This window comes from Tissierella sp., from assembly GCF_032104385.1.
Lineage (GTDB): Bacteria > Bacillota > Clostridia > Tissierellales > Tissierellaceae > Tissierella.
Genome location: NZ_DAMCHJ010000003.1, coordinates 210,960 through 237,697, shown reverse-complemented (window position 1 = coordinate 237,697; position 26,738 = coordinate 210,960). Strand labels below are relative to the sequence as shown.

The 26,738-nt window shown below is 28.5% G+C and carries 26 protein-coding genes; 13 read left to right on the top strand and 13 right to left on the bottom strand.

Features of this window, described 5'->3' with window-relative positions; translation table 11 throughout:
• The first annotated feature begins 42 nt into the window (after nt 1-42).
• The 11 genes from recA (at nt 43) to RT714_RS05125 (ending at nt 10,633) form a co-directional block, all read left to right on the top strand.
• A complete protein-coding gene (recA, locus tag RT714_RS05175) occupies nt 43-1,092 on the top strand; it encodes a recombinase RecA (RefSeq protein WP_313756511.1) in 1,050 nt (349 codons plus the stop codon).
• A 40-nt stretch (nt 1,093-1,132) separates the two neighbouring features.
• Nucleotides 1,133-2,125 (top strand): metallophosphoesterase, encoded by a 993-nt coding sequence (locus RT714_RS05170; RefSeq protein ID WP_313756510.1) that lies wholly within the window; start codon nt 1,133-1,135, stop codon nt 2,123-2,125.
• A 2-nt stretch (nt 2,126-2,127) separates the two neighbouring features.
• Nucleotides 2,128-3,570 carry an AAA family ATPase gene (locus RT714_RS05165; protein ID WP_313756509.1) on the top strand — a complete coding sequence of 481 codons (1,443 nt, stop codon included), beginning with the start codon at nt 2,128-2,130 and terminating at the stop codon, nt 3,568-3,570.
• Nucleotides 3,571-3,580: 10 nt separating this feature from the next.
• Entirely contained in the window at nt 3,581-3,829 is a 249-nt protein-coding gene (locus RT714_RS05160; RefSeq protein WP_313756508.1) for a hypothetical protein, read from the top strand.
• Nucleotides 3,830-3,833: 4 nt separating this feature from the next.
• On the top strand, nt 3,834-4,487 hold the full coding sequence (locus RT714_RS05155) for an ATPase (protein WP_313756507.1): 654 nt from the start codon (nt 3,834-3,836) through the stop codon (nt 4,485-4,487).
• 92 nt (nt 4,488-4,579) lie between these two features.
• Nucleotides 4,580-6,181, top strand: coding sequence for a ribonuclease Y (rny, locus tag RT714_RS05150; RefSeq protein WP_313756506.1), 1,602 nt, complete (start codon nt 4,580-4,582; stop codon nt 6,179-6,181).
• 82 nt (nt 6,182-6,263) lie between these two features.
• Complete coding sequence (locus tag RT714_RS05145; protein ID WP_072972247.1) at nt 6,264-6,524, top strand: stage V sporulation protein S; 261 nt, start codon at nt 6,264-6,266, stop codon at nt 6,522-6,524.
• Between the two features lie 91 nt (nt 6,525-6,615).
• Nucleotides 6,616-7,431, top strand: a complete 816-nt coding sequence (locus RT714_RS05140; protein ID WP_313756505.1) for a PHP domain-containing protein — start codon at nt 6,616-6,618, stop codon at nt 7,429-7,431.
• The gene (locus RT714_RS05135) at nt 7,432-7,815 is read left to right on the top strand and encodes a PadR family transcriptional regulator (protein ID WP_313756504.1); all 384 of its coding nucleotides are present in this window, start codon (nt 7,432-7,434) and stop codon (nt 7,813-7,815) included. It abuts the gene before it with no gap.
• 38 nt (nt 7,816-7,853) lie between these two features.
• Nucleotides 7,854-9,047: a pyridoxal phosphate-dependent aminotransferase gene (locus RT714_RS05130; protein ID WP_313756503.1), complete on the top strand. Its 1,194-nt coding sequence runs from the start codon at nt 7,854-7,856 to the stop codon at nt 9,045-9,047.
• 611 nt (nt 9,048-9,658) lie between these two features.
• Entirely contained in the window at nt 9,659-10,633 is a 975-nt protein-coding gene (locus RT714_RS05125) for a tyrosine recombinase XerC (protein WP_313756502.1), read from the top strand.
• Between the two features lie 32 nt (nt 10,634-10,665).
• On the opposite strand, the gene RT714_RS05120 is transcribed toward RT714_RS05125, so the two are convergent.
• The gene (locus RT714_RS05120) at nt 10,666-10,974 is read right to left on the bottom strand and encodes a LysM peptidoglycan-binding domain-containing protein (RefSeq protein ID WP_313756501.1); all 309 of its coding nucleotides are present in this window, start codon (nt 10,972-10,974) and stop codon (nt 10,666-10,668) included.
• Between the two features lie 181 nt (nt 10,975-11,155).
• On the opposite strand from RT714_RS05120, the gene lexA reads away from it, so the two are divergent.
• Complete coding sequence (lexA, locus tag RT714_RS05115; RefSeq protein WP_072972222.1) at nt 11,156-11,773, top strand: transcriptional repressor LexA; 618 nt, start codon at nt 11,156-11,158, stop codon at nt 11,771-11,773.
• Between the two features lie 31 nt (nt 11,774-11,804).
• Here the strand turns inward: lexA and RT714_RS05110 are convergent, their stop codons facing one another.
• The 7 genes from RT714_RS05110 to miaB form a co-directional block, all read right to left on the bottom strand.
• Nucleotides 11,805-13,109 (bottom strand): methionine gamma-lyase family protein, encoded by a 1,305-nt coding sequence (locus RT714_RS05110; protein WP_313756500.1) that lies wholly within the window; start codon nt 13,107-13,109, stop codon nt 11,805-11,807.
• An 80-nt stretch (nt 13,110-13,189) separates the two neighbouring features.
• Nucleotides 13,190-13,411 carry an RNA chaperone Hfq gene (gene hfq / locus RT714_RS05105; RefSeq protein WP_313756499.1) on the bottom strand — a complete coding sequence of 74 codons (222 nt, stop codon included), beginning with the start codon at nt 13,409-13,411 and terminating at the stop codon, nt 13,190-13,192.
• A gap of 13 nt (nt 13,412-13,424) precedes the next feature.
• Nucleotides 13,425-14,378 carry a tRNA (adenosine(37)-N6)-dimethylallyltransferase MiaA gene (gene miaA, locus RT714_RS05100; RefSeq protein ID WP_313756498.1) on the bottom strand — a complete coding sequence of 318 codons (954 nt, stop codon included), beginning with the start codon at nt 14,376-14,378 and terminating at the stop codon, nt 13,425-13,427.
• Between the two features lie 12 nt (nt 14,379-14,390).
• Nucleotides 14,391-16,235 (bottom strand): DNA mismatch repair endonuclease MutL, encoded by a 1,845-nt coding sequence (gene mutL / locus RT714_RS05095; protein WP_313756497.1) that lies wholly within the window; start codon nt 16,233-16,235, stop codon nt 14,391-14,393.
• Nucleotides 16,228-17,550 carry a DNA mismatch repair protein MutS gene (gene mutS, locus RT714_RS05090; protein ID WP_313756638.1) on the bottom strand — a complete coding sequence of 441 codons (1,323 nt, stop codon included), beginning with the start codon at nt 17,548-17,550 and terminating at the stop codon, nt 16,228-16,230. The genes mutL and mutS overlap by 8 nt, the downstream gene beginning before the upstream one ends.
• Nucleotides 17,551-17,564: 14 nt before the next feature.
• On the bottom strand, nt 17,565-18,842 hold the full coding sequence (locus RT714_RS05085; protein WP_313756496.1) for a hypothetical protein: 1,278 nt from the start codon (nt 18,840-18,842) through the stop codon (nt 17,565-17,567).
• A gap of 28 nt (nt 18,843-18,870) precedes the next feature.
• The gene (miaB, locus tag RT714_RS05080; protein ID WP_313756495.1) at nt 18,871-20,205 is read right to left on the bottom strand and encodes a tRNA (N6-isopentenyl adenosine(37)-C2)-methylthiotransferase MiaB; all 1,335 of its coding nucleotides are present in this window, start codon (nt 20,203-20,205) and stop codon (nt 18,871-18,873) included.
• A gap of 267 nt (nt 20,206-20,472) precedes the next feature.
• On the opposite strand from miaB, the gene RT714_RS05075 reads away from it, so the two are divergent.
• The gene (locus tag RT714_RS05075; RefSeq protein WP_072972197.1) at nt 20,473-21,789 is read left to right on the top strand and encodes a pyridoxal phosphate-dependent aminotransferase; all 1,317 of its coding nucleotides are present in this window, start codon (nt 20,473-20,475) and stop codon (nt 21,787-21,789) included.
• A 61-nt stretch (nt 21,790-21,850) separates the two neighbouring features.
• Here RT714_RS05075 and RT714_RS05070 read toward each other — a convergent pair whose 3' ends face one another.
• The 5 genes from RT714_RS05070 to RT714_RS05050 form a co-directional block, all read right to left on the bottom strand.
• Nucleotides 21,851-22,447: a MerR family transcriptional regulator gene (locus tag RT714_RS05070; protein ID WP_072972194.1), complete on the bottom strand. Its 597-nt coding sequence runs from the start codon at nt 22,445-22,447 to the stop codon at nt 21,851-21,853.
• Nucleotides 22,448-22,808: 361 nt separating this feature from the next.
• Nucleotides 22,809-23,807, bottom strand: coding sequence for a M42 family metallopeptidase (locus RT714_RS05065; protein ID WP_313756494.1), 999 nt, complete (start codon nt 23,805-23,807; stop codon nt 22,809-22,811).
• Nucleotides 23,807-24,826 (bottom strand): M42 family metallopeptidase, encoded by a 1,020-nt coding sequence (locus tag RT714_RS05060; RefSeq protein ID WP_313756493.1) that lies wholly within the window; start codon nt 24,824-24,826, stop codon nt 23,807-23,809. The genes RT714_RS05065 and RT714_RS05060 overlap by 1 nt, the downstream gene beginning before the upstream one ends.
• The gene (locus RT714_RS05055) at nt 24,817-25,872 is read right to left on the bottom strand and encodes a M42 family metallopeptidase (RefSeq protein ID WP_313756492.1); all 1,056 of its coding nucleotides are present in this window, start codon (nt 25,870-25,872) and stop codon (nt 24,817-24,819) included. Before RT714_RS05055 ends, RT714_RS05060 begins: the two co-directional genes overlap by 10 nt.
• Before the next feature lie 34 nt (nt 25,873-25,906).
• The gene (locus RT714_RS05050) at nt 25,907-26,683 is read right to left on the bottom strand and encodes a protein-glutamate O-methyltransferase CheR (RefSeq protein WP_313756491.1); all 777 of its coding nucleotides are present in this window, start codon (nt 26,681-26,683) and stop codon (nt 25,907-25,909) included.
• Nucleotides 26,684-26,738 lie beyond the last annotated feature (55 nt).

Below are 26,738 nucleotides of genomic sequence, written 5' to 3'. Positions count from 1 at the left end.
TCGAAAAGAGAAAGGGGTGAATCCAGTTCTACTGGAATACTTATGATCGATAATACAGAGAAGAAAAAGGCTTTAGATTTAACCTTAAGCCAGATTGAAAAGCAATTTGGAAAAGGTTCTATTATGCGACTAGGTGAAGATGCAAAACTAAATATAGATGTAATACCAACAGGTTCCTTAGATCTTGATATTGCTTTGGGAATAGGTGGGATTCCACGTGGCAGAATAATTGAAATATTTGGCCCAGAATCTTCAGGTAAAACTACTGTGTCACTTCATATGATTGCAGAATCCCAAAAGTTAGGTGGCATTGCTGCCTTTATAGATGCTGAACATGCTTTAGACCCTTCATATGCAAAAAGATTAGGTGTAGATATTGAAAATCTTATAATATCACAACCAGATACAGGAGAGCAAGCCTTGGAGATAGCAGAGGCTTTAGTGCGAAGTGGAGCAATAGATATAGTTGTAATTGACTCTGTAGCTGCTCTTGTACCAAAAGCAGAAATAGAAGGAGAGATGGGAGACAGTCATATTGGACTTCAAGCTAGACTTATGTCTCAGGCTCTTAGAAAGCTAGCTGGTACCATTAATAAGTCGAATTCAACTGTAGTATTTATAAATCAACTTAGGGAAAAAGTTGGAGTAATGTTTGGTAGTCCTGAAACAACAACAGGTGGTAGAGCATTAAAATTCTATGCCAGTATCCGTTTAGATGTTAGAAGAATTGATTCAATAAAACAAGGCGATGATATTCTTGGAAATAGGACTAGAATTAAGGTTGTAAAAAATAAGTTAGCACCACCTTTTAAACAAGCAGAATTTGATATTATGTACGGTACTGGTATTTCTAAAGAAGGTAATGTTCTAGATTCTGCTGTTAATGCTAATATTATCAATAAATCGGGCTCTTGGTATAGTTATAATGAACATAAACTTGGGCAAGGTAGAGAAAATGCTAAGGATTTCTTAAGAGAAAATCCTGATATATTATTAGAAGTTGAAAATAAAGTTCGTGTACACTTTGGTTTAATTGAAGATAATACTAACTCCATGGATATATCTAAAGATTCTGAGGAGCAAGATAAATAAAGAAATATAGACCTCCTATCAAAGGAGGTCTATTTGTGAGGTGTTATACTTGAAGTTATTATTTTTTACTGATACTCATATTAGGGGAACTACACCAAAAAATAGAAAAGATATATTTGTAGATACAATTGAACAAAAATTGCTAGAAATTATTGATATAATTAAAAAGAATAATGTAGATTTTGTTCTTCATGGAGGAGACTTATTTGATAGACCAGATATATCTATAACTGTTGCAAGTAGATTTGCGATGATTTTAGATAAGATACCCGTTCCACTTTATTTAATAAGTGGAAATCATGATATCTATGGACATAATCCCGAAACAATAAATAGAACAATGTTAGGACTATTAGATGCATTAGGAGTAGTTAAACTAATTAAAAATGGTGAAAAAATAATTCTTGAAAAAGATAATATTAAAGTACAATTGACTGGACAACCATATGTATATGATATTGATACACCTGATCATCTAGATTATTATTTGTTAAAAGAAAAGGATGATGATGTAAACTATTCCATACATATGGTTCATGGTATGCTATTAGACAGACCTTTCATAAAAGGTATTCCTTATACTTTAATTGATGATATAAAAGATACTTTAGCAGATATTACTCTTTCTGGTCATTACCATGCAGGGTTTAAACTTACCAATATTGATGGGAAATATTTTATTAATCCCGGTAGTCTAGTTAGAATAACAAATAGTTTAAAAGAAATTGAAAGAATTCCACAAGCAGTATTAATAGATTTGGAGGAAAGTATAATAATAAAGCAGATTCCTTTAAAAACAGCATTACCTGGAGAAGAAGTATTGGACAGAAAAGAAATAGAGAATAATCTGTTTAAGCGTGAAAGAATATTTGAGTTTAAACAGACTATAGATGCAGCTTTAGATTTTGAAAAAATGGATATAAATGAAGTATTAATGGAAGTATCTAATGCAGAACATGTGGAAAATGAAGTTAAGATAGAGGCTTTAAGAAGGATTGCAATTATTCAGATGAAAGGTTTAGCTGGTGATTAAATATGAAATATATTGAAAAGGTAATCTTAAAGAATTTTCAATCACATAAGAATTCAATTATAGAATTTGATAATCAATTAAACGTAATTATTGGTCCATCAGATAGTGGTAAAACCGCAATTCTTAGAGGTATTAAATGGGCTCTTTATAATGAACCTTCCGGAGATTATTTTATTAGAGAGGGAACTAGTGAATGTAGCGTAACTCTTATGTTTAATGATGGTACAAAGATAAAAAGATATAGAAGCAAAAGCAAAAATATTTATTTTCTTTATGATGCTGATGATAATGAAACTAAATTTGAAGGTTTTGGGATATATGTTCCACAAGAAATCATTGATAGAATAGGAATTAAAAAAATATTGTTAGATAGCGAGCTTTCTAGCTCAATTAACTTAAGTGATCAATTGGAAGGAGCTTTTCTATTGTCAGAAAGAGCTTCTACTAGGGCAAGCTCCATTGGAAGGCTTGTAGGAGTCAATATAATTGATGACGCTTTACGTGAAACCTTAAGAGATAATCGTAATCTATCTAATAAGAAAAAAAATACGGAAGATAGTGTTATTCACTTAGAAAAAGAATTATTGGAATATAGTTATCTAGATGAAATAAAAAATAGAATTGATCAAGTTGAAAAAATTAAAGATGAAATAAAAGAAAAAGATAGAATAATAAATAGATATAAAGAATTGTTACATAAATTTTTAACTATTCTACATGAAAAGAGAAACTTAAGTTTATATATAGAAAAACTTAAAAAAGTAACTACTGCAGACTGTATTTTAAAAGATATTTCTTTAAATATTAATATGATCAATTATTTTAGGAAACAAAATAATATTATAAATGAGCTATATTTATATAAAGAAAAAAATACAAATATTATTAACTCCTTAAAAAATATTAACATAGCTGAAAATAATATTTTAAAAATGATTTCATTATACAATTTGAAATCGAAATTAACAAATTATAAATCTAAGCTTGATTTAGTACAGTATGAAATCAATAAGTTTAATAATATATCAGCTAAATTAAATGGTCTTGACATATTACAAGATAATATAAGCATAATTCATAATAATATTTATGAACTAAGTAAACTTAGTATTATAAAGGAAAAGGAGTTATTCTTAAAAAAGAGTTTAGCTATAGGAATTAAATATGTTGAAAAATTGAAAGAAATAGATAACATCTCTGTAATTTACATAGACTTACAAAAAAAGATAAATCTTTTGACAAGATTAAAGACTTTATCCATTAACTATAGCTGTAATAAAAAAGAATTTATAAGAACAACTCTTTTAACAGAGGAATATAAAGATGAAGTAGAAGTTCAAATATCAAACTATAGAGAACTGTTATTAAAACAAGAGGTTTGCCCTCTGTGTTTTAGCATAATTGACGATGATAAAATTGAGCATATTATAAGTCATTATAATTAGGAGGTATAGTATGGATTACGAGAAAGAACTTAATAGCTTAAAAGAAAATCTTGAAAAAGCTAAAAATTTAAAATATAAAGCTGAAGCAAGATTAGAGCAATTAACACAGCAAGAAGAAGAAATAATAAAGGAATTGAAAAGTCTTGGTGTTGAGCCAAAAGAATTGGAAAATGAGATTAATAAATTAACATTAGAAATAGATAGATTATTTAAAGAAGCTAATGAATTACTGCCAAAAGACTTATTAGAAAAGAAGTGATGAGATGATAAAAGATTTACAAGAATTAGATGCTTATTTAATTAAGTCAAAAGAGTATATTGCAAGGGAATCAGGAAAGAGAGATAAAATCAAAGAACAATTAAAAATGGAAAAACAAAACCTTCAAAATATAGAAAAAGAAATAGAACTGCTATCTAAAGTAAGTATACTATTTCAAAAAACCTCAGAATTTGCTAGAGAACAGGCTAAAAATCAAATTGAATCTTTAGTCACTAAATGTTTGCAATTTATATTCGAATCTGATATTGAATTTTTAGTTGAAATTGAAGAACAACGGGGAAAATCAAATGCTGAATTTTATGTAATTAATAAAGCGGAAGATATATTAATTAAAACTAAGCCTGAATTATCAAGAGGCGGTGGTGTTGTTGATATAGTTTCTTTAGCTTTAAGAATTGCTTTTTTACAAATTCATAAACCTAAAATTGAAGGACCGCTAATTCTAGATGAACCTGCAAAGCATGTAAGTGATGAATTTATTTTTAATGTTGCTGATTTTCTAAAGCAGACATCTGAATTATTTAATAGACAAATAATTATGGTAACTCATAATCATCATCTAGCAGCTATAGGTAATAATGCATATAAGGTAGATATGAAAGGTTCTGAGAGTACTGTAACAAGGATAACATCTTAAACATCTTGACATTATATTGTAAAAGTAATAAAATTAAGTTATGTGGTATATTCTATACAATTTATTATTTTAATTTATTAAGCTTGTAAGATATGCTTATATTTAATGAAAATGAAAATGTAGTATGGAACTTGAAAATTTTATACAATTGGAGGTGTTTAGTTATTGAAATTTTAATTGCAATTCTCGGGCCAATTATTGGAATTCTCGTTGGTTATTTTATAAGAAAAACTATCGGAGAAGGCAAAATAAATAATGCTGAAGAGTTAGCTAAAAAAATCATTGAAGATGCTGAAAGGGATGGAGAAGCTCGTAAAAAAGAGCTTTTATTAGAAGTCAAAGAGGAAATCCATAAGCTTAGAAATGAGGCAGAAAGAGAAAATCGTGAACGAAGAAATGAGCTTCAGAAACTTGAAAGACGAATACTTAACAAAGAAGAAAGTATTGATAGAAAAAGTGATGCGATTGAAAGAAAAGAAGAGCTCTTAGCCAAAAAGATTAAAGAAGTTGAAGATAAAGAAACTTTAATTGATGAAATTTGCAAAAATCAAGTGCTAGAGCTAGAAAGACTTTCTGGTTTGACTTCAGATGAAGCAAAGGAATTGTTGTTAGATGAAATTAGAAAAGAAATAGCTCATGAATCTGCTATTATGATTAAAGAAATGGAAAATAAGGCTAAAGAAGAAGCAGATAAAAAGGCAAGAGAGGTAATATCTACGGCAATACAAAAATGTGCAGCTGATCATGTAGCTGAAACAACGGTAACAGTTGTAGCTCTTCCAAATGATGAAATGAAAGGGAGAATTATTGGAAGAGAAGGAAGAAATATTAGAACTTTAGAAACATTAACTGGAATAGATTTAATTATTGATGATACTCCAGAGGCTGTAGTTCTATCGGGTTTTGATCCTGTAAGAAGAGAAGTTGCTAGAATAGCTTTAGAAAAACTTATAGTTGATGGTAGAATACATCCTGCTAGAATTGAAGAAATGGTAGAAAAAGCGAAAAAAGAAGTAGATAATATTATTCGTGAAGAAGGTGAACAAGCTGCATTTGATGCAGGTGTTCATGGAATTCATCCAGAATTAGTTAAGCTTCTAGGTAGATTAAAATACAGAACAAGTTATGGACAAAATGTACTAAAACATTCTGTGGAAGTAGCACATCTTGCAGGTATAATGGCTGCAGAGTTAGGAGCTGATGTTAAGATAGCAAAAAGAGCAGGTCTATTGCATGATTTAGGAAAGGCTGTGGATCATGAAGTTGAAGGGCCACATGTTGATATAGGAGTAGACTTAGCTAGAAGATATAAAGAGTCCAAAGAAGTTTTACATGGTATTGCTGCTCATCATGGTGATTGTGAGCCACAGACAGTTGAAGCTGTTTTAGTACAAGCAGCTGATGCTATTTCAGCAGCAAGACCAGGGGCTAGAAGAGAGACCCTTGAAGCTTACATCAAAAGATTGCAAAAGCTTGAAGAAATAGCAAATTCCTTCGATGGAGTAGAAAGATCTTATGCAATTCAAGCAGGACGAGAAATTAGAATTTTAGTAAAACCTGATGAAGTCTCTGAAAATCAGATAATTCATACGGCAAGAGATATTGTAAAAAGAATAGAATCTGAGTTGGATTACCCAGGTCAAATTAAAGTAAATGTAATTCGTGAAACTAGGGCTATTGAATACGCTAAATAATAATTTTTTAAATAAAAACCAAATATGGAAGTAAATAATATAAAAATATATTTAAAAAATTTAGTTAGAGGGGGCTAATTTAATGGATGTATTAAAAGTATCAGCAAAATCAAGTCCAAATTCTGTTGCAGGAGCATTAGCAGGTGTATTAAGGGAAAAGGGAGCTGCTGAAATTCAAGCAATAGGAGCCGGTGCTTTAAATCAAGCCGTAAAAGCAGTAGCTATCGCAAGAGGATTTGTTGCTCCAAGTGGAATCGATCTTATTTGTATACCAGCCTTCACAGATATAATGATAGATGGTGAAGAAAGAACAGCTATAAAGTTGATTATTGAGCCAAGATAATATTATAAAAAACCTGCCAGTATGGCAGGTTTTTTATAACTCGTTTCGCGCATACTATCATCAATATACTTTATTATAAAGGAGGAATTTGATGATTTTTGATTTACATGTACATACAAATCATTCAGATGGAATATTTTCACCAAAACAGATAGTTGATTTAGCGGTTAAAGCAAGTTTAAATGGGATAGCAATTACTGATCACGATACAATAACCGGAATTGAATCAGCTATTAAATATGCGAATAGATATAATAATTTTATCGTGATTCCAGGAATTGAATTTGGTTGTACATTCAAAGATGAAGAAGTACATATCCTTGGATATTTTATAAATTATCAGGATCATAACCTTATTAAAATAACAAATAAGTTAAAAGATGCAAGATTAACTAGAGGAGTTGAAATGGTTAAGAAACTTAATGTATTAGGGCTTGAAATTTCATTAGATGAAGTAAGAGAGTTTTGTGGAGAAGAATATATTGGTAGACCTCATATAGCTAGAGCATTGATTAAAAAAGGTTATGTAACAGATATCCTAGAAGCATTTAATAAATATTTAGATAGAGGTAAACCAGCATATGCTGAAAGATATAGAATAACAATTGATGAAACTATATCTTTAATAAAAAACGTTGGAGGTATTGCTATTTTAGCTCATCCAGGCATTCTAAAGAATAAGGATATAATAAATCATTGTATTTCATTGGGTATAGATGGATTAGAGTGCATACATTCTGAACATAGTAACGAAGATACAGATTATTTGATTAATATATCAAAGTCAAATGATTTAATAATTACCGGCGGTTCTGATTTTCATGGTGATTTAATAAATGGAGAATTAATACTGGGTAAATATTTTATTAATATCAATACAATCCCAGAATTTAAGGAGAGGATATAATTGACTATATATAAGGGAGAAAGACAAAGACAATTTCCGACAAAAATAAGTACTACTTCTTTTGTTAAACTTTATATATTACATCTATTAAATGAAAAGTCTTATTATGGAAATAAAATTAAGGATGAAATAAAAACTAGATTAAATGATAGATGGGAACCGAGTCCAGGAATGATATATCCTCTTCTCAGAGAGTTAGAAGGAGAAGGTTATATTGAAGGATGGTGGGATGAACCTGATAAAAGGTCTATAAGAAGATATAGAATAACTGACGAAGGAAAAAAACATTATAAAATATTGTTGTTACAAAATAAAACTTCTTTCGAAGATTCTTTACTTATTGTTAAAAATGTGTTAAAAGATATATATGGGGAAAGAATATAACTCTATAAAACAAATATTATTTTGGAGGTATGATTTTTATGGATTTTAATTTATCAGAAAAAGGTTTAAGGATAACACCTTCAATTACTTTGGAGATTACTGCAAAGGCAAAAGCTATGAAAGAATCTGGAATAGATGTTGTTAGTTTTGGAGCTGGCGAACCAGACTTTAATACTCCAGAAAATATCCAACAGGAAGGTATTAGAGCAATAAAGGAAGGTCTAACTAGATATACTCCAGCATCTGGAATAGTTGAGTTAAAGAAAGCTATATGTGAGAAATTAAAGAGAGATAATGGTCTAGAATATAAACCAAGTAATATTATAATATCCAGTGGTGCAAAGCATTCTATACATAATGCTTTAATGGCAATATTAAATCCAGGTGATGAAGTTATATTTGCCGTTCCATATTGGGTAAGTTATCCTGAATTAGTAAGACTTGCAGATGGTGTTCCTGTTCATATAGAAACAAAGGAAGAAAATGATTTTAAATTTAATGTAGATGATTTAAACAAAGTATTAACTAATAAAACTAAAGCCATTATATTAAATAGTCCAAGCAATCCAACAGGCTCTATTTATACTGAAGAAGAATTAAGACATATAGCAGAATGGGCTGTTAAAAATAATATCTTTATTATTTCTGATGAAATATATGAAAAATTAGTATATGATGATAACAAACATGTTTGTATTGCATCATTTAATGAGGATATAAAGAGATTAACATTACTTATAAATGGTATGTCAAAGGCATATGCAATGACTGGATGGAGAATTGGATATGCAGCTGCTCACGAAGATATAATTAAAGTAATGAGCAATATGCAAAGTCATGCAACATCTAATCCTTGTTCTATATCTCAATATGCAAGTATTGAAGGCTTAGTAGGAGATCAAAGCAGTGTAGAAGAAATGAAAAAACATTTTGTAGAAAGAAGAAATTATATGGTTGAAACTATAAATTCAATTAAAGGGTTAAGCTGTAGAAAACCTCAAGGTGCTTTCTATATAATGATAAACTTTACACAACTATTAGGCAAAACAATAAAAGGTAAAGTAATAAATTCTTCTTTAGATTTCGCAAGTTTATTACTTGAAGAAGGTAAAGTAGCAGTAGTACCTGGTATAGCTTTTGGAGATGATAAATATGTACGATTATCTTATGCAACATCCATGGAAAATATTAAAAAAGGATTAGAAAGAATAAAACAAATAGTAGAAGAGTAAAAAATCAAATTATAAAAAAGGTTAACATATTATATTTATGTTAACCTTTTTATAATATTATAGCTTTCAATTTCATCAAGTTTACATAATTGTATTATGCAAACTTGATTTGGGAATTTACACGTTCATATAAGTGGTAATCATAATAACCAAATGGTCATGGATTCATACTAACTATCAATATAAACTTTGCTGGATAAATTAACATTAGTTCCTTTTTGATTACAGACTTTAAAAACGACCTCACGAAATCGATTTTAAGGAGCTTAGTTTTAATTCCTAATGGTTTATGTTAATGATTAGATAGAATCATCATAAGCTCGTTATATGGCTTAAATATTGTTCTTGTGAATCTTAAGATATTGATTGTAATTTTTGTTACAACTTTTACTTTATTTAGCTGATTATATCATTTTCTGAGGTTAAATAGACTATTTTTTTATTATGCATTATTAAAAATAAAAATATTGATTTAAAATAATAATATCCACAAAAAAATATTATCATTTAAATATTATATTAAATTTGATTTTTGGATAATTTTAGTGTAAAATATTATTAGTCACAAAATAACTATTTTGTGACTAATAATTAATGAAAAGAGGTACATAATGAATAATATACCATTAATTCTTGAAGATTACTTAAATTATATGGAAACCATTAAAGGTTCTTCTCCTAATACAGTAAGGGAATATTTCTTTGACTTGAGAACATTTTTCAGATTCATTAAGTTAAGATACAGGCTTGTTGATTCTCAGCAGCCTTTTGACGAAATTGATATATCTGATATTGATTTAGAATTAATAAAAAAATTAAATATCCAAGATCTACATGCTTATATCTCATATGCTGATAAAAAACGAGATAATAAAAATTTTACTAAATCAAGAAAAGTAGCGTCCCTTAGATCTTTTTTTGATTACTTATATTCCATAATAAATTTAATAGAAAAAAATCCCGCTGAAGCATTAGAGTTTCCTAAAAAAGATAATAGGCATCCCGCTTATCTTACATTAGAACAATCAGAGCTATTATTGAATACAGTCTTAGAAAACAGTAATGAAGAATATCGTAAAAGAGATTATGCAATAATTATGTTATTTTTAAATTGTGGCTTACGATTATCAGAATTATCTAGTATAGATATAGATAAGATTAAAGAAAATGATACTTTGTCTATAATCGGTAAAGGAAATAAAGAAAGAACTATTTTTTTAAATGATGCATGCATATTAGCTATTCAAGATTATCTTGCCCTTAGGCCTAAAAATGCAATAGATGAAAAAGCTATGTTTATAAGTAAAAGAAAAAACAGAATGAGTAATCGTGCTATTCAACATATGATTGATAAGTATTTAGAAAAGGCTGGATTAGATACTTCTATCTATTCTACGCATAAATTAAGACATACAGCTGCTACACTGATGTATAAGTATGGAAATGTAGATATTAGAGCCTTACAAGAAATTTTAGGACATGAATCAGTATCTACAACTCAAATATATACGCATATTGATAACGAAAGACTTAGAGATGCAGTAAAAAGTAATCCTTTGTCAACTAGAACCAGTAAAAAGAGCTAAAAATCAAATCTTTTTTTAGCTCTTTTTACTGGTTATTTACTTATAACTGGAATTTTTATTCTATCTCCTGGGTAAATATAAAAGTCTTCCATTTCATTAAATTCTTTAATATCATATACCATTTTTCTTACATCAGTTTTTTCAGGAAGATAATTTAATGCAATATTCCATAGCGTGTCCCCTTCTACAATTTTAACCTCCATATAACTAGTCTGATAAACTGAACTATAGGCTTTATTTTTTAATAATACAGTAAAGAAAATAATTGAGATAAAAGCAAATACGGAAGTAATAAATAAGAAAAATCTTTTTTTGTTAATTATTTTATATCTCTTCTTCATAATTCCACCTCGCACATTAGTTCTGAACAATCGTTCTAAAAACATTTTACACAAACGTAGGTTCTTTGTCAATGGTTTTTACGAAATAAAACGAACCTTTGTTTGAAATATTTTTGATAATATGATATAATAAATCAAAATTAGACTATTAAATATATATTATGAATGAGAGGTGTGTTTTATGTATGAAGATTTGACTCAGAAACAAATTGAAATTTTATTATATATAAAATCTGAGGTTCAAAGACAAGGCTATCCACCAGCTGTAAGGGATATTTGCAAAGGTGTTAATTTGAAGTCCACTTCAACTGTCCATAGTCATTTAGAAAAACTTGAGTCCAAAGGTTATATTAGAAAAGACCCTACTAAACCTAGAGCTATTGAAATCCTTGATAGAAATGATGATTTTCTGCTTATATCTAAGAAAACTGTTGATATACCTATTTTAGGAAAAGTAACTGCCGGCACCCCTATATTGGCTGTAGAAAATATTGAAGATACCTATCCTGTGCCATTGGAACTTGTTGAAGGCCATGATGTATTTATGCTTAAAATCCAAGGAGAAAGTATGATTGATGCAGGTATTCTAGATGGGGATTTAGTTTTAGTTAGAGAACAAAAATCTGCATTAAATGGTGATATAGTAGTAGCTTTACTAGAAGATGAAGCTACAGTTAAAAGATTTTTTAAAGAAAAAGATAGAATAAGATTACAACCTGAAAATCAATTCATGGAACCTATCTATGCAAAAGATGTGTCTATTTTAGGCAAAGTCATAGGATTATTTAGAAAAATGTAAAATAGCAGGATATTAATATCCTGCTATTTTATTATTCAAATATTTTTATTTCATCAATTAACTTTGTCCTATATAAATTGCTTAAAGATTTCATCACACCTAATTTACAATGCTCATATGTTAAACCACCTTGATAATATGCAAAATACGGCTCTCTTATAGGTCCATCAGCACTAAGCTCAATGGATGAGCCCTCTATAAAACCACCTGCTGCCATAATCACCTTATCTTCATATCCAGGCATATCCCAAGCTTCAGGAACAACATATGAATCCACTGCAGAAGCAGCTTGAATTCCTCTACAGAACTCAATAATCCTTTCAGGGTTATTTAACTGCACCCCTTGGATTATATCTGATCTTAAGTCATCAACATCAGGAACCACATTAAATCCTAGTTCTTTATATACAATTGCTACTAATAATGCTCCTTTAACTGCTTCAGATACTATATGAGGTGCTAAGAATAACCCCTGTAATGTACTCCTTGTAGTACCGAAAGTAAGCCCACATTCTTTTCCCAATCCTGGAGCAGTTAATCTATTTGCTATTTGTTCTACTAAATTTGATTTTCCTACAACATATCCTCCTGATAAAGCAATTCCTCCACCTGGGTTTTTTATCAATGACCCGGCCATAATATCAGCTCCAACATCAGTTGGCTCTTTAAATTCAAGAAATTCTCCATAACAATTATCAACCATAATGATTAAACCTTTGTTATATTTTCTGATAACCTTAATTGCATTTTCAATTTCTTCAATGGTCAGTGCCCTTCTATCGCTATATCCAGTAGATCTTTGAATCATAAGTATTTTAGTATCCTTAGATATATTTTTTATCACTTCTTCAATATTAATAAGATTTCCTTTTAGAGGAATTTCTTTATATATAACCCCATAATCCATTAAAGTGCCTGACATACTACCTTTAGATCCTATTACCTTTTGAAGTGTATCATAAGGTGCTCCTGTTATGGCTATAAGTTCATCTCCCGGCCTTAAAAGACCTGACAAGGTTAAAGTAATAGCATGAGTTCCTGAAGCAATAGCAGGTCTAACTAGAGCGTCTTCTGTATTAAATACATGAGCATATATTTGTTCTACTTTATCCCTTCCTATATCTCCATATCCATAACCTGTTGTCCAATTAAAATCCGTAGAAGATAATCTACATTTTTGCATTGCATTTATAACTTTATATTGATTATATTCTTTAATTTCATTAACTCCATCAAATTTATCTAAAATTAAATTTTCTTTTTTATTAATAAATTCAATAATCTCTTTATCTAAATCAAATTGTTGACATAATTTATTTATAGTTAACTCATTCATTCAATTCACCTTTCCATTGTTTTTAAAATACAAAAGCCTCTGATAATTTCAGAGACATCTGCAAAACTAAAATATTAAAATTAGTTATCTAAGTCTATCTGTTTCATAGGTATTATTGTAGAAATAGCATGTTTATATATTAATTGTTGCTTTCCTTCACTTTCTAAAATTATAGTATAATTATCAAATCCTTTTACTTGACCTTTTATCTGATAACCATTAACTAAAAATATTGTTATTCCAATTCCATCTTTCCGAGATTTATTTAAAAAAACATCCTGCAAGCTTATATTCTGTTTCATACTTATCCCTCCCTTATTTATTAATTATAATCTTATCTTTAGAATAGTCAATTATATATTGGCTTAAATCATCAAGATTAGAAAATTCGTCTACGTTCACCCATTTAATTCTATTATCTCTTCTAAACCATGTCAACTGTCTTTTAGCATAATTTCTTGAGCCCTGTTTAATTAACTCTATGGATTTTTCTAGTGAAATATTACCTTCTAAATACATTATAATCTCTTTATATCCTATACCCTGCATAGACACAAGTTCTTTATTATATCCCATTTTTAAAAGGTTATTGACTTCTTCTATAAGCCCCTCTTCTATCATTATATCTACTCTAAGATTAATTCTATTATATAATTCTTTTCTATCCATATTCAGTCCAATCATTACTAGATTATAATCTTCTATTGGTATTCTAAAATTTTTATTATGTTGTGACATTGGTTTATCTGTAATTTTAAATATCTCTATTGCTCTAATTATTCTTTTTCGGTCATTAACACTTATTTTCTCTGCACTTTCTATATCTATTTTTTCTAATTGTTGATGTAAATATTCATTTCCATATTTATCTCCTAAATATTCAAGTTTAACTCTAATTTCTTCATTTGGAGCAACTTGAGTAAAATTTAGATTATATACCAAAGAATTAATATATAATCCTGTTCCTCCTGCAACAATTGGTAATTTACCTCTACTATTAATATCTTTAATTAATTTAACAGCATTATTCTTAAAATCGGCTACAGTAAAATCTTCATTTGGGAATACTATATCTATTAAATGATGAGGAATGTTCTCCATTTCTTCTTTAGTAATTTTAGCTGAACCTATATTCATATACTTATATATTTGCATAGAATCCGCTGAAATAATTTCCCCATTTATTCTTTTAGCTAATTCTACAGATAAGGCCGTTTTCCCTATGGCTGTAGGCCCTATTAAAATAAACAAATTATCTTTATCTTTCATAAAATCATCCTTCTACATAATTCTTAGAAAAGCTTTTTCTATATCTGTTTTACTCATTTCCAAAATAGTTGGTCTGCCATGAGGACAGCTATGTGGATTATTACATCTTTTCAGTTGTTTAAATAAACTAAGTATTTCAATTTTACTCATATGATCTCCACTTTTAACAGCCTTAGTACAAGCAATCTTCATTATTTTATCTAATCTAGTATCATAATTACTTTTAATATTATTGATATTATCCAATAAATCATAAAATAATTCTTTAATCTTTGGTACTCCAAAGAGCAGAGGAACAGATCTTATGGCTACACTATTATTTCCGAATCCTTCAATATCAAATCCTAGCTTTATAAAAATTAATCTATTTTCTATAAAATTATTCATCTCAGAGTTTGTCAATTCTATAACTTCAGGTACTAAAAGTTGTTGAGTAATTATATTTTCATTATTAAATTCCTCTAAATACTTTTCATACATAACTCTCTCATGTGCAGCATGCTGGTCAATAAAATATAATTTTTGATTTACTTTATCTTCAGCTAATATATAAGTATTAAATATTACTCCTATTGGCTCCATATCAGAAAGAATATTTTTAATATCTGTAGCTTTATCCTCAATAATAACTTCCTCAGGAAACTGTTCTTCATTATTAATATTTTCACTAATTAAAAATTCATTTTTTGGAATTACATCTAATTCAACAGATTTATTTAAAGTTCTATCTTCAATTATTTTATTTTTAGTAAAGTCTTTAACTATAATATCATCTTGTATATCAGTATTTTTATGCATAAACAATAATGGAGGATTTTCTTCCTTAATTATTTCCGTTGTCTGTTTGAAATTTACCTTAGGAACAGATATTGAAGGATATAATGCGTTTTTTATAACTTTATCTATTACTGAAAATATCTGAGATTGATTAACAAATTTGATTTCTTGTTTTGTTGGATGGATATTTACATCTATACTACTAGGATCCAATTCTATAAAGAGAATAAAGCACGGAAACCTATTTAATGGAATAATAGATCTATAATGACTTTCAATAGCATTTGATATATTTATATTATTTATATATCTTCCATTAATATATATATATTGATGATTTCTATTGCTCCTGTATAAATTATTATTAGATATAAATCCATTTAGATGAATTCCATAGTCATCAAACTCAATCTCAATTAAATTCTTAGAAAATTCTTTTCCTAAAATGCTATATATATGAGCTTCCATATTATTGTTTTTTGAAGTCTTTAAAACAACTTTATTATCTCGTATAAATTTAAAAGAAGCTTTTAAATTCCCAAGAGCTACTCTATATACTATATCAGAAATTTGATTAGATTCGATTAAATCTGATTTTAAAAATTCTTTTCTAACAGGTAAATTATAAAATAAGTCTTTTACAATAATAGTAGTTCCCTTTGGGCATCCTATAGGTTCTTTAGAAATGATTTCTCCTTCTTCTACTATAGCCTGAATACCTCCAACCCCATTTTTAGTCTTAGTCATGACTTCTACCATAGAAACATGTGATATGCTAGCTAAAGCCTCTCCCCTAAATCCCAAAGATCTTATTCTATATAAATCTTCAACAGAAGATAATTTTGATGTAGAATGCCTTTTAAAAGCTAAATTCAAATCATCTGCTTCAATACCATCTCCATCATCAGTAACTCTAATATAAGATTTGCCACCATTTTTAATTTCCACAGTTATATTACTTGAGTTAGCGTCTAAAGAGTTTTCTATTAATTCCTTAACTATAGATGATGGTCTTTCAATAACTTCACCTGCAGCTATTTTTTGTATAGTTGTATTATCTAGCAGCTTAATTCTACCCATTACTATCTCTCCTTAATTTTTTAGCATCCTCTTTTAAATTATACAGGATATTTAAGGCCTCCCTTGGTGTTATACTATCTATATCTAGATTTAAAATTTTATCAAGATAATAATCCTTTTTGTAGTCTACTAAATTTAACTGCTTTGGTTCTTCTTTCGGTATATTATTAATATTTATTTGATGGTTACCTTCTATTAATGACAATATCTCATTAGCTCTATTAATGACTTCTCTATTAATTCCTGCTAATTTAGCAACTTCTATTCCATAACTTTTATTTGTGCTGCCTTCAACTATCTTTCTTAAAAAAATAATTTGATCTCCTTTTTCTTGGGCAACTATTGTTAAATTCTTTATACCATTATTTTTTTCTTGAAGCTGAGTTAGCTCATGATAATGAGTTGCAAACAGAGTCTTTGCCTTTATATTATTTGTAATATGCTCCACTATAGCCCAAGCAATACTTAGTCCATCATAGGTACTAGTACCCCTACCTACTTCATCTAAAATAATTAAACTATCATTAGTAGCAGATTTTATAATATTTGATACTTCATTCATTTCCACCATAAAGGTACTTTCACCTTGTGATAGATTGTCTGCAGCTCCAATTCTAGTAAATATTCTATCTACTATAGATATATCCGCACTACTAGCAGGAACAAAAGAGCCTATATGAGCTAAAAGAGTAATAATAGCAACTTGGCGCATATAAGTAGATTTCCCAGCCATATTTGGCCCTGTAATAATCTGAACCATATTATTTTTTGTATCTAAATAGGTATCATTAGGTATAAATAAATTATTTTCAATATTACTTTCTACTACTGGATGTCTACCATCTTTAATATTAATTATTCCTTTTTTATTAAAATTTGGCTTAACAAAGTTTAATTTATATGCAACCTGCGCAAATGCATTTAATACATCAACTTGAGAAATTATTCTACTTGCATTTTGGATTCGCTCAATATTTTTTTTGACTTCATTTCTAATATCACTAAAAATTTGATACTCTAAATCTAATGATTTGACCTCAGCACCTAAAATTTTGCTTTCCATATTTTTTAATTCCTCTGTATAGTATCTTTCAGAATTAGTTAAGGTTTGCTTCCTTATAAAATAATCAGGAACTGAAGAAATATTAGATTTAGTTACTTCAAAATAATATCCATAAATTTTATTGAATCCTATTTTTAAATTTTTAATACCAGTTTTTTCTCTTTCTTTAGTTTCTAACATTGCAAGCCATTCTTTTCCTCTTGTACAAGCTTCTTTAATTTCATCTAGCTCAGCATCATATCCTTCTTTTATTAATCCACCATCTTTTAAAGATATAGGAGGATTTTCATTAATTCCTTTATCAAATAAATATCTTCTAATGTATCAAGTTTTGTTCCCATATTGCTTAATTCTATATTATCAGAAGCTTTTAACATCCCTTTAAAATCTGGCAAAACAGAAATTGAAGATTTTAAAGACATTAAATCTCTTGCATTACAATTTCCATTAGATATCTTACTGGTAAGTCTTTCAATATCATATATTTGTTTCAAAATAAACTTAATATCATCCATTGTTACAATATTATTTAAAAAATGCTCCACTACACTATTTCGTTTTTCTATTTCAGTTATATTTACTAAAGGCTGCTCTAACCATTTTTTTAGAAGTCTCCCCCCCATAGAAGTAGAGGTTTTATCTAATAATCCAATTAAAGCTCCTTTTCTATCCTTCTTTATAATTGTTTCATGTATTTCCAGATTTGTTCTAGTACTTATATCTAATATCATATAATTATTTGGTTTGTAATAGGATAAATTATTGATATGATCCAGTGAAGATTTTTGTGTTGTATATAAATATTCTATTAGCTTTCCAGTTGCAATAATAGAGTATATTCTATTATTTAATTCTAATGCCTCTAAATTAGATATATTAAAATGATTCAAAACTATAGTTTTCCAGTTTTTCTTCTCCAATTCGTTTTCTTTATAGATATTAATATAAGGGTTAATAGTATTTTTTAAAACCTTTAAAACCTTTGTGTTTTTACTAAACATTTCATTACATATGATTTCTGAAGGAAGTATTTTTCCGAGTTCATCTATAAGAAAAGAATTAATTTTATCATCTTCTCCTATAAATTCAGTAGTATACATTTCTCCTGTTGAGTTATCAACATAAGAGATGCCAATTCCCAAATTATCTAAATAAATAGATACTAAGTAATTATTAGTCTTTTCATCTAAAATAGATTGATCCGTTATAGTACCTGGAGTGACAACTTTTATTACATCTCTTTTTACTATTCCCTTAGCTAAGGCAGGATCTTCTATTTGTTCACATATAGCTACTTTATAACCTTTTTCAACTAATCTAGATACATAAGAGTCAGAAACATGATGAGGTACTCCACACATTGGAGCCTTCTCATCCATTCCGCAATCTCTTTGAGTTAAGGTAATCTCTAATTCTCTAGATGCAGTTATTGCATCCTCAAAAAACATTTCATAAAAATCTCCTAATCTAAAAAAGAGGATACAATCTTTATATTGTTGTTTTATACTCATATACTGTTGCATCATTGGTGTTAAATTTTCCAAAAAATTTCCCCCTTCTAAGCAGTAAAAATTAAACTATACTACCTTCAAGCGTAAAAGTTTTAACATTTTCAATTTTTATATTAACTAAAGAACCTATAAGTTCTTTACTTCCTTTAAAATGTACAAGTTTATTAGTTCTTGTTCTTCCTGTTAAAACTTCAGTGTTATTTTTACTTATTTCTTCCACTAGGACTTCCAATGTTTTACCTAATAATTTCTGATTTATACCTAAGGCAATTTCATTTAATGTATCTGTTAATCTTTCGAATCTAATATGTTTTAATTTTTCATCTATTTGATTTTCCATTTTGGCGGCTTTAGTACCTTCTCTAATAGAATACAAGAAAGTAAATGCCGAATCAAACTTTACTTCTTTAACTAAGTCTAATGTCTCATTAAAATCCTCATCTGTTTCCCCTGGAAATCCAATTATAATATCCGTTGTAATAGCTATTTCTGGAACCAATTCTTTTAACTTGGCAATAATTTTTAAATAATTTTCCTTAGTATAATTTCTATTCATTTCCTTTAAAACTTTATTGCTACCAGATTGAACAGGTAGATGCAAGTGGGGACATAGTTTATCTAAAGTAGCATAACAATTAATTAAGTCATCAGATAAATCTTTAGGGTGGGATGTCATAAACCTAATTCTTTCAATTCCGTCTATTTTATTAATATCCTTTAAAAGATCAGTAAAGTTATAATTTCTCTTTAAATTCTTTCCGTAAGAATTTACATTTTGACCTAATAAAGTAACTTCCTTACATCCATTTTTAGCTAATTCCTCTATCTCTTTAATTATATTCTCTGGCTCTCTGCTATTTTCTCTTCCTCTAGTATACGGAACTATACAATAAGTACAGAAATTATTACATCCGTACATAATATTAACAAATGCCTTATAAGAATATTTTCTATTAGAATTTATATCTTCAATTATTTCTCTACCATCTTCAAGTATGTCTACAATAGTTTCACCAGTTTTCATATGGTTATTAATTAGTTGAGGCAACTTATGAATATTATGAGTACCAAATATTATATCTACATGTCTATGCTTAGACAATATAACTTTCCTAACCTCTTCTCTTTGCATCATACAACCACAAACTGCAATCATCAAATCAGGTTTCTCCCTTTTTAATTGCTTTAATGAACCTAAGTTTCCATATACTTTAAATTCAGCATTTTCCCTAACTAAACAAGTATTATATATTATAAAATCTGCCTCTTCTATATTTTCAGTTTCAATATAGTTCATTCTCTCTAAAATCCATGATATTTTTTCAGAGTCATGCTCATTCATCTGACAACCATAGGTTTTTATGAGATACTTTTTTTGTCTTTTGCTTTCCTTCATTTTTACACCTCATTAATTTTTATATTAAATATATTATAGCATAATTATAACTATTGTTAAAACCATAAAACTAATAGAATACACTAGAAGTCTATAAAATGTTTAAACTAAGTGATTTAACTTTAACTCACAATAAAGTAAATAATTTATCCTAAAAATTAAGAATAGGATGAAAAATTTTTTAATTAGTGTATAATAGATGTAAGTAGACTAATTAAATTTATTGGCAAAAATTCATATAAAATATAAAAGAGGGGGAAATTTATAATGAGTAAACCAATACTATCAGCACATTTTGAATCAAGAAAACCATCAGATGTTCGTTTAGCTCAAATGAAATATGACGAACGTAAAGTAAAACCTCAAGCAGTAATTAATGTTGGAATAGGAAACGTATCTTTACCAACAAATCCAGCTATGCAAAAGAGAATGTTTGGACTTAATTCATCTGAAAGTCCTTTTGCAAATGGAGTTGTTAGATATTCAGGAACAGCAGGTACTGTAGAAGCACAAAATGCTTTTAAGAATATCTTAAAGAGTGAAGGTTTTGATACAAGTAATCTTTATGTTCAAGTAACAGATGGTGGTTCATCTGGTATGGAATTATTACTTCTAGGGGTTTGCGGACCAGCTGGAACTGATGAAAGACCTCTTATGATGATTGACCCTGCTTATACAAACTATATTTCATTTGCAGAAAGAATTGGTCGTAAAACTGTAACTATAAAACGTCATATGGGCGAAGATGGAAAGTTTAATTTACCGGATATGGATGAAGTTGAAGAAATGATCAAATCAAATAATCCAGGAGCACTTTTAATAATTCCATATGATAATCCAACAGGACAATATTACACATATGATATTTTAAAAGACCTTGCTAAGCTTTGTGTTAAGTATAATATGTGGATGGTAAGTGATGAAGCTTATCGTGAGTTATATTATAATGAAGAAGAAAAACTTGTAAGTATTTGGGGATTAACAGATGCAGATGTCCCAGGGATTGAAGGAAGAAGAATTAGTATTGAGACTGCTTCAAAGGTATGGAATGCATGTGGTCTAAGAATAGGTGCCGTTATTACAGATAATGCAGAATTTAACAACCGTTCCGTTGCTGAATATACAGCTAATCTTTGTGCTAATGTAATTGGACAATATATTTTCGGAGCATTAGCTCATGAAAGCAAAGAAAGTATTCTTGGATGGTGTAAACAACAAAGAGATTATTATAAAGATTTAATAGTAAAAGTTTATAATGGTCTTAAAGAACAAGAACCTAATCTTATTGTTTCAAGTCCAGATGCATCAATTTATTCAGTAATAGATGTAAGAAATGTTGTAAAGCCAGGATTTGATTCAATTGATTTCGTTCTATATTGTGCAGGGGAAGGTTCAGTTGATATGAATGGAGTTGAAACAACTTTACTTGTAGCACCAATGAAGGGTTTCTATGATGTTAAAAATGATGAAGAAAATCCAGGAAAAACTCAGTTCAGAATTTCTTTTGTTGAATCACCTGAAAACATGGCTAAGGTTCCTGAATTATTTGTTAAACTTTTAAGAAAATATGAGGCTCAAAGATAATATAAAATAAAATTCATTCTAAACATATAGAAATAGTATAAGAGTTTATTATACCCTTATACTATTTCTTTTTAAATATCTTCTTAAAAAACCCTACTTCTTTTTCTTCAATTTTTTTTAGTTTTTCATTCAATTCTATATTTTCAAAGGTTTTCTCCTTTATTTTCATTTTAAGCTTGGCATTTTCACATATTAAAACATCTCTTTCCTTAGAATTCAATTCATTTCGAAGCATTGCTACCTCATCTCTTAATTCTTCTATTACTTTAATATTTTTTTCTGAACCTTCATTAATATGATTAAATAATTTATCAAAGAATTCTTCTTCCAAAGTCATACTTATTTCTTTTGCTAATTGATATGTATCAAAAAACATATTATCTTCAACAGCAACAATATCTGTTTCTTCATGATTGTTCACCATAATTTCTGGAGATTGTATTATAAGCTTTATCTGCTTATTAGTAAATCCTTTATCCTGCAAAGTCTTTATATATTGTATTAATTCAATCTCTTTATATGTGAAATACCTATGATTTGAATTATTTCTTGGAATATCAATTTCAAATTCTTTCTCATAATATCTTAGGACATGTGGAGCATATCCAGTTAGTTCAGATACTTCCGATATAGTGTATTCATGATTCAAATCCAACATAATATATCCCCCTCGAATCCAATCTCTATCTAATATATAGTTCTATAAACAAATTATAAATCCTTTATTTTTTAAAAACTTTTTTCATACAAATTATTTCATAATAATACAAAACTCAATATACTATTTCATAGTTAAACAAAAACCTAATATTTTATAAAAAACATATAGTATTTTATATATATAATTGTCGATGAAAAATAATAAAATCCATCTTGATTACGGTAAAAATGGATTTTATTATTAAAGCCAATAATTGGAAAATACATCTCAATTATTGGCTGTTTACTATCTACTGCAATATATATTAAACATATACAATGGGAAATTTATTAATATCACTTATACCACACTCAAGTTCTTATATATCTAACTTATCCTCTAAAAACTTTACTAAAAGCTTTGTACAATTAATAATATCATCCTTAGATGCCATTTCTATAGTAGAATGAACATATCTAGTAGGTATAGAAATTACTCCAGACGGAACTCCTTCTTTGTTAATATGGATAACTCCAGAATCTGTACCACCAAATTCTAATACCTCCATTTGATAAGGAATTCTATTATCCTTAGCTAAGGAAACTAATAAATCTTTTACTTTTGGATGACAGATAATAGAATTATCTTTTACCTTAATTGCAGCTCCTTTATTTAATCCAATAGCAAATCTTTTAGCCTTAGGAGTATCACCATGGCTAGTTACATCTAAGGCAATCCCTATATCAGGTTCAATTCTATATGCCGCAGTCTTAGCTCCCCTAAGTCCTACTTCTTCTTGAACTGAAAAAACAAAGTATAAATCATTGACTGGATTCTTTATTGATTTTAGAGCTTCAATTGCAATAAAACATCCAACCCTATCATCTAAATAAGGAGTAAATACAACATTTTCATTTTCTATATACTCAGATTTATATATACAAATATCACCTATACTTATTTTTTTCTCTGCTTCTTCTTTACTAAAAGCACCAATATCTATATACATATTTTCTAATTTTAACTTGGATATATCCTCAATAGGTTCAGCATAAACAACTCCAATAGTGCCATTTTCAAATATAACTTGCTGACTTAAAGAAACTATTGGGGAAATACCACCTACATTTGTAAATCTTAAAAATCCTTTTTCATCTATATCAATTACCATAAGTCCAATTTGATCCATATGGGCAGAAATCATAACTTTTTTCCCATTACCCTTTTTTCTAGCAATTAAATTACCTAGAGCATCTATTTCCATTTCATCCACATGATCTTTAATTTCATTTAAAATATATTCTCTTATTAATTTTTCATTGCTTGCCGGACCATAAACTCCAACTAATTCTTTTAACAAGCTAAAGTTCATACTCATTATAATTCCTCCCTTTCATATTCAGATAAAATTGCCTTCAAAAGCAAGTACGTATTGTTGTAATCCTCTTTACTCATTACAGATGCTGGTGAATGTATATATCTACAAGGAACTGATATAGTAGTGGTTAGTGAGCCTTCTCTAGTAGTGTGAATTTTCCCAGAATCATTTCCTCCCATAGAAGTTTTTCTATATTGATATGGGATATTATTCTTCTCTGCAATACTGACTACTTTTCTTCTAAATTTATGATTATATACTGTAGTTCTATCTATTAGCGATATAGCAGGCCCTTTGTTAAGATAAGTGGGAACTAAATGTGTATCCAACTTCGGCATATCATAGCATAATGTTCCTTCTAATATTAATGAAATATCTGGATTAACTTCATAAGCTGCTGGCCCAGCTCCTACTAATCCTATTTCTTCCATTACTGTAAAAACAGCATAAAAACTAATATCTTTTACCTCTTTAATTAGATTAACTAAAAGGGAGCATCCAACCCTGTTATCAAGTGCTTTTGCCTTAACTAAATTTTCACCAAATTCTACATAATCAGATGCAAAGGAAACATAGTCACCAATAGCAACTAATTTTTCGGCTTCTTCCTTAGATTTTGCACCTATATCTATGTATAATTCATCTAATGTTAAGGCTCTTTTCCATTCCTCTTTTTTTTGAAGATGAATTGGCTTTGCACCAATTACACCCATAATTTTATCTTTCCCAACTAAAACAGGTTTAGATACTAAAATTCTTTTATCTATTCCACCTACTGTTGTAAATTTAAGTAGCCCCATACTATCAATCTCTTTAATGAGTAATCCAACTTCATCCATATGTGCTGTAATCATTAATCTTTTATCAGTACTTTTACCTTTTTTATATGCAATGATATTACCTATCCTGTCTATTTTTAAGATATCAACGTGCTCTTTTATTTCAGAAATTATTAAATCTCTAACTTCTTTTTCATTACCAGATACTCCTGACACTTCCGTTAGTTGTTTTAATAGCATAATAGTCCCTCCAAATTCTCACTAGAAATAGAAGCAATAAAAAATGCTAATAGCTTTGCAGTATGCTTTATATCAATCATATCAACTACTTCAACTGATGTGTGCATATATCTTAAAGGTATTGAAAGTACTAAAGAAGGAATTCCTTCTTTAGTTATCATCATAGCCCTTGCATCAGTTCCAGTTAATCCTGGAGTTATTTCCATTTGGAATGGAATATTATATTCTCTAGCTACTTCTGTAAGTTTTTTTCGAAGTGTTGGGTGAATATTTCCACCTAATGTAATACCAGCCCCTTTGCCTAGTTCCATAGAATCGGATTTAGAAAGTTCTGGAGTTGTGCCAAATCCAACATCTACAGCAATCCCAATATCAGGGTTAATTTTATAGGCACTAACTAAAGCTCCAGCCATACTGACTTCTTCTTGTACTGTGGAAACAAAATATACATCTGCTTCATGTTTTATCTTACTTAACTCTTTGATACATTCATAAATAACAGTTATTCCAGCTCTATCATCTAAAGCCTTTCCAGCTACTCTTGTTCCCTGAAGATTAACCATTTTTCTTCTAATAGTTATTGAATCCCCTATATTTATAAATTCATCAACTTTTTCTTTAGAAAATCCAATGTCTATAATCATGTCTTCCATCTTTATAGCTTTTTCATGTTCTGATGGTTCTTGTAAATGAGGAGGCTTAGAGCCTATGACTCCAAAACAATCTTCCTTACCATGTACAATAACTTCTTGACCTAAAATAGTTCTAGGATCAATTCCTCCTATATTAGTAAATCTAATAAATCCATTCTCTTCAATATCCTTTACCATTAATCCAATTTCATCCATATGAGCTGCAAGCATTATCTTTATATTGTTTTCATTAGGCTTTCCCTTTTTCACTACTATGATATTTCCAAGTTTATCTACTATAATATCATCAGTATATTCATTAAATGCTGATACTATGGTATCTCTTAAGGTATACTCATATCCAGAGATACCTTTATCATTACTTAATAATTCCAAAAACATCTTGGCATCCAAATCTATTCCTCCTTTTAGTTATAATTTTTCAATCTTAAATCATCTTTTCGTAAAAAAATGTCTTTGCTGCCTTTAATTTATGTTTTTCAGGCATAATTATTTGCTCAGTACTCCCAACAAATAATATTCCATTATCACTTAAGGAATTATAAAATTTAGAATATAAAAGTTTCTTTGCATCCTCGGTAAAATAAATCATTACATTACGACAAGCTATTAAATCTATATTTGATGGAAATCTATCTTTTAACAAATCCATCTTCTTATACTCAACACATTTTTTAATATCATCTGATATTTTATATGAGCTTTCTATTTTATTAAAATATTTTTCCTTAAATCCTCTCGGAAGATTTGCCAAGGATTTTTCACTATATAACCCTAATTTTGCTTTGTTCATAGCCTCATCATCTAAGTCAGTTCCTAATATTTTGATATCTTTTAAAGGAAAAAAATTAGATAACATCATAACTAAAGAATATGGTTCTTCTCCAGTAGAACAAGCTGCACTCCAAACCTTTAGCCCTCTTTTATTTTTCTTCATCAAAGAAGGAATTATATCTTTTTCTAATACATCCCATTGAGAAGGATTTCTATAGAATTCAGAAACGTTTATAGTCAGATAGTTAATAAATTGTTCTAATAGCTTTTTATCCTTCTTTATTCCAATAAAATAATCATCAAAATCTTTAAAGTTATTTCTAGTTAATAAAGATGATATTCTTCTCTTCATTTGTTTCTCTTTATAATAATTTAAATCTATATTTATTAATTCATTTACATTCTTTTTAAATGCTTCGTATTTATCCATTTTTACCTCCTAAAAGTATTTAAGCAAAAATGCAATATAGGGTTTTAATGTAATT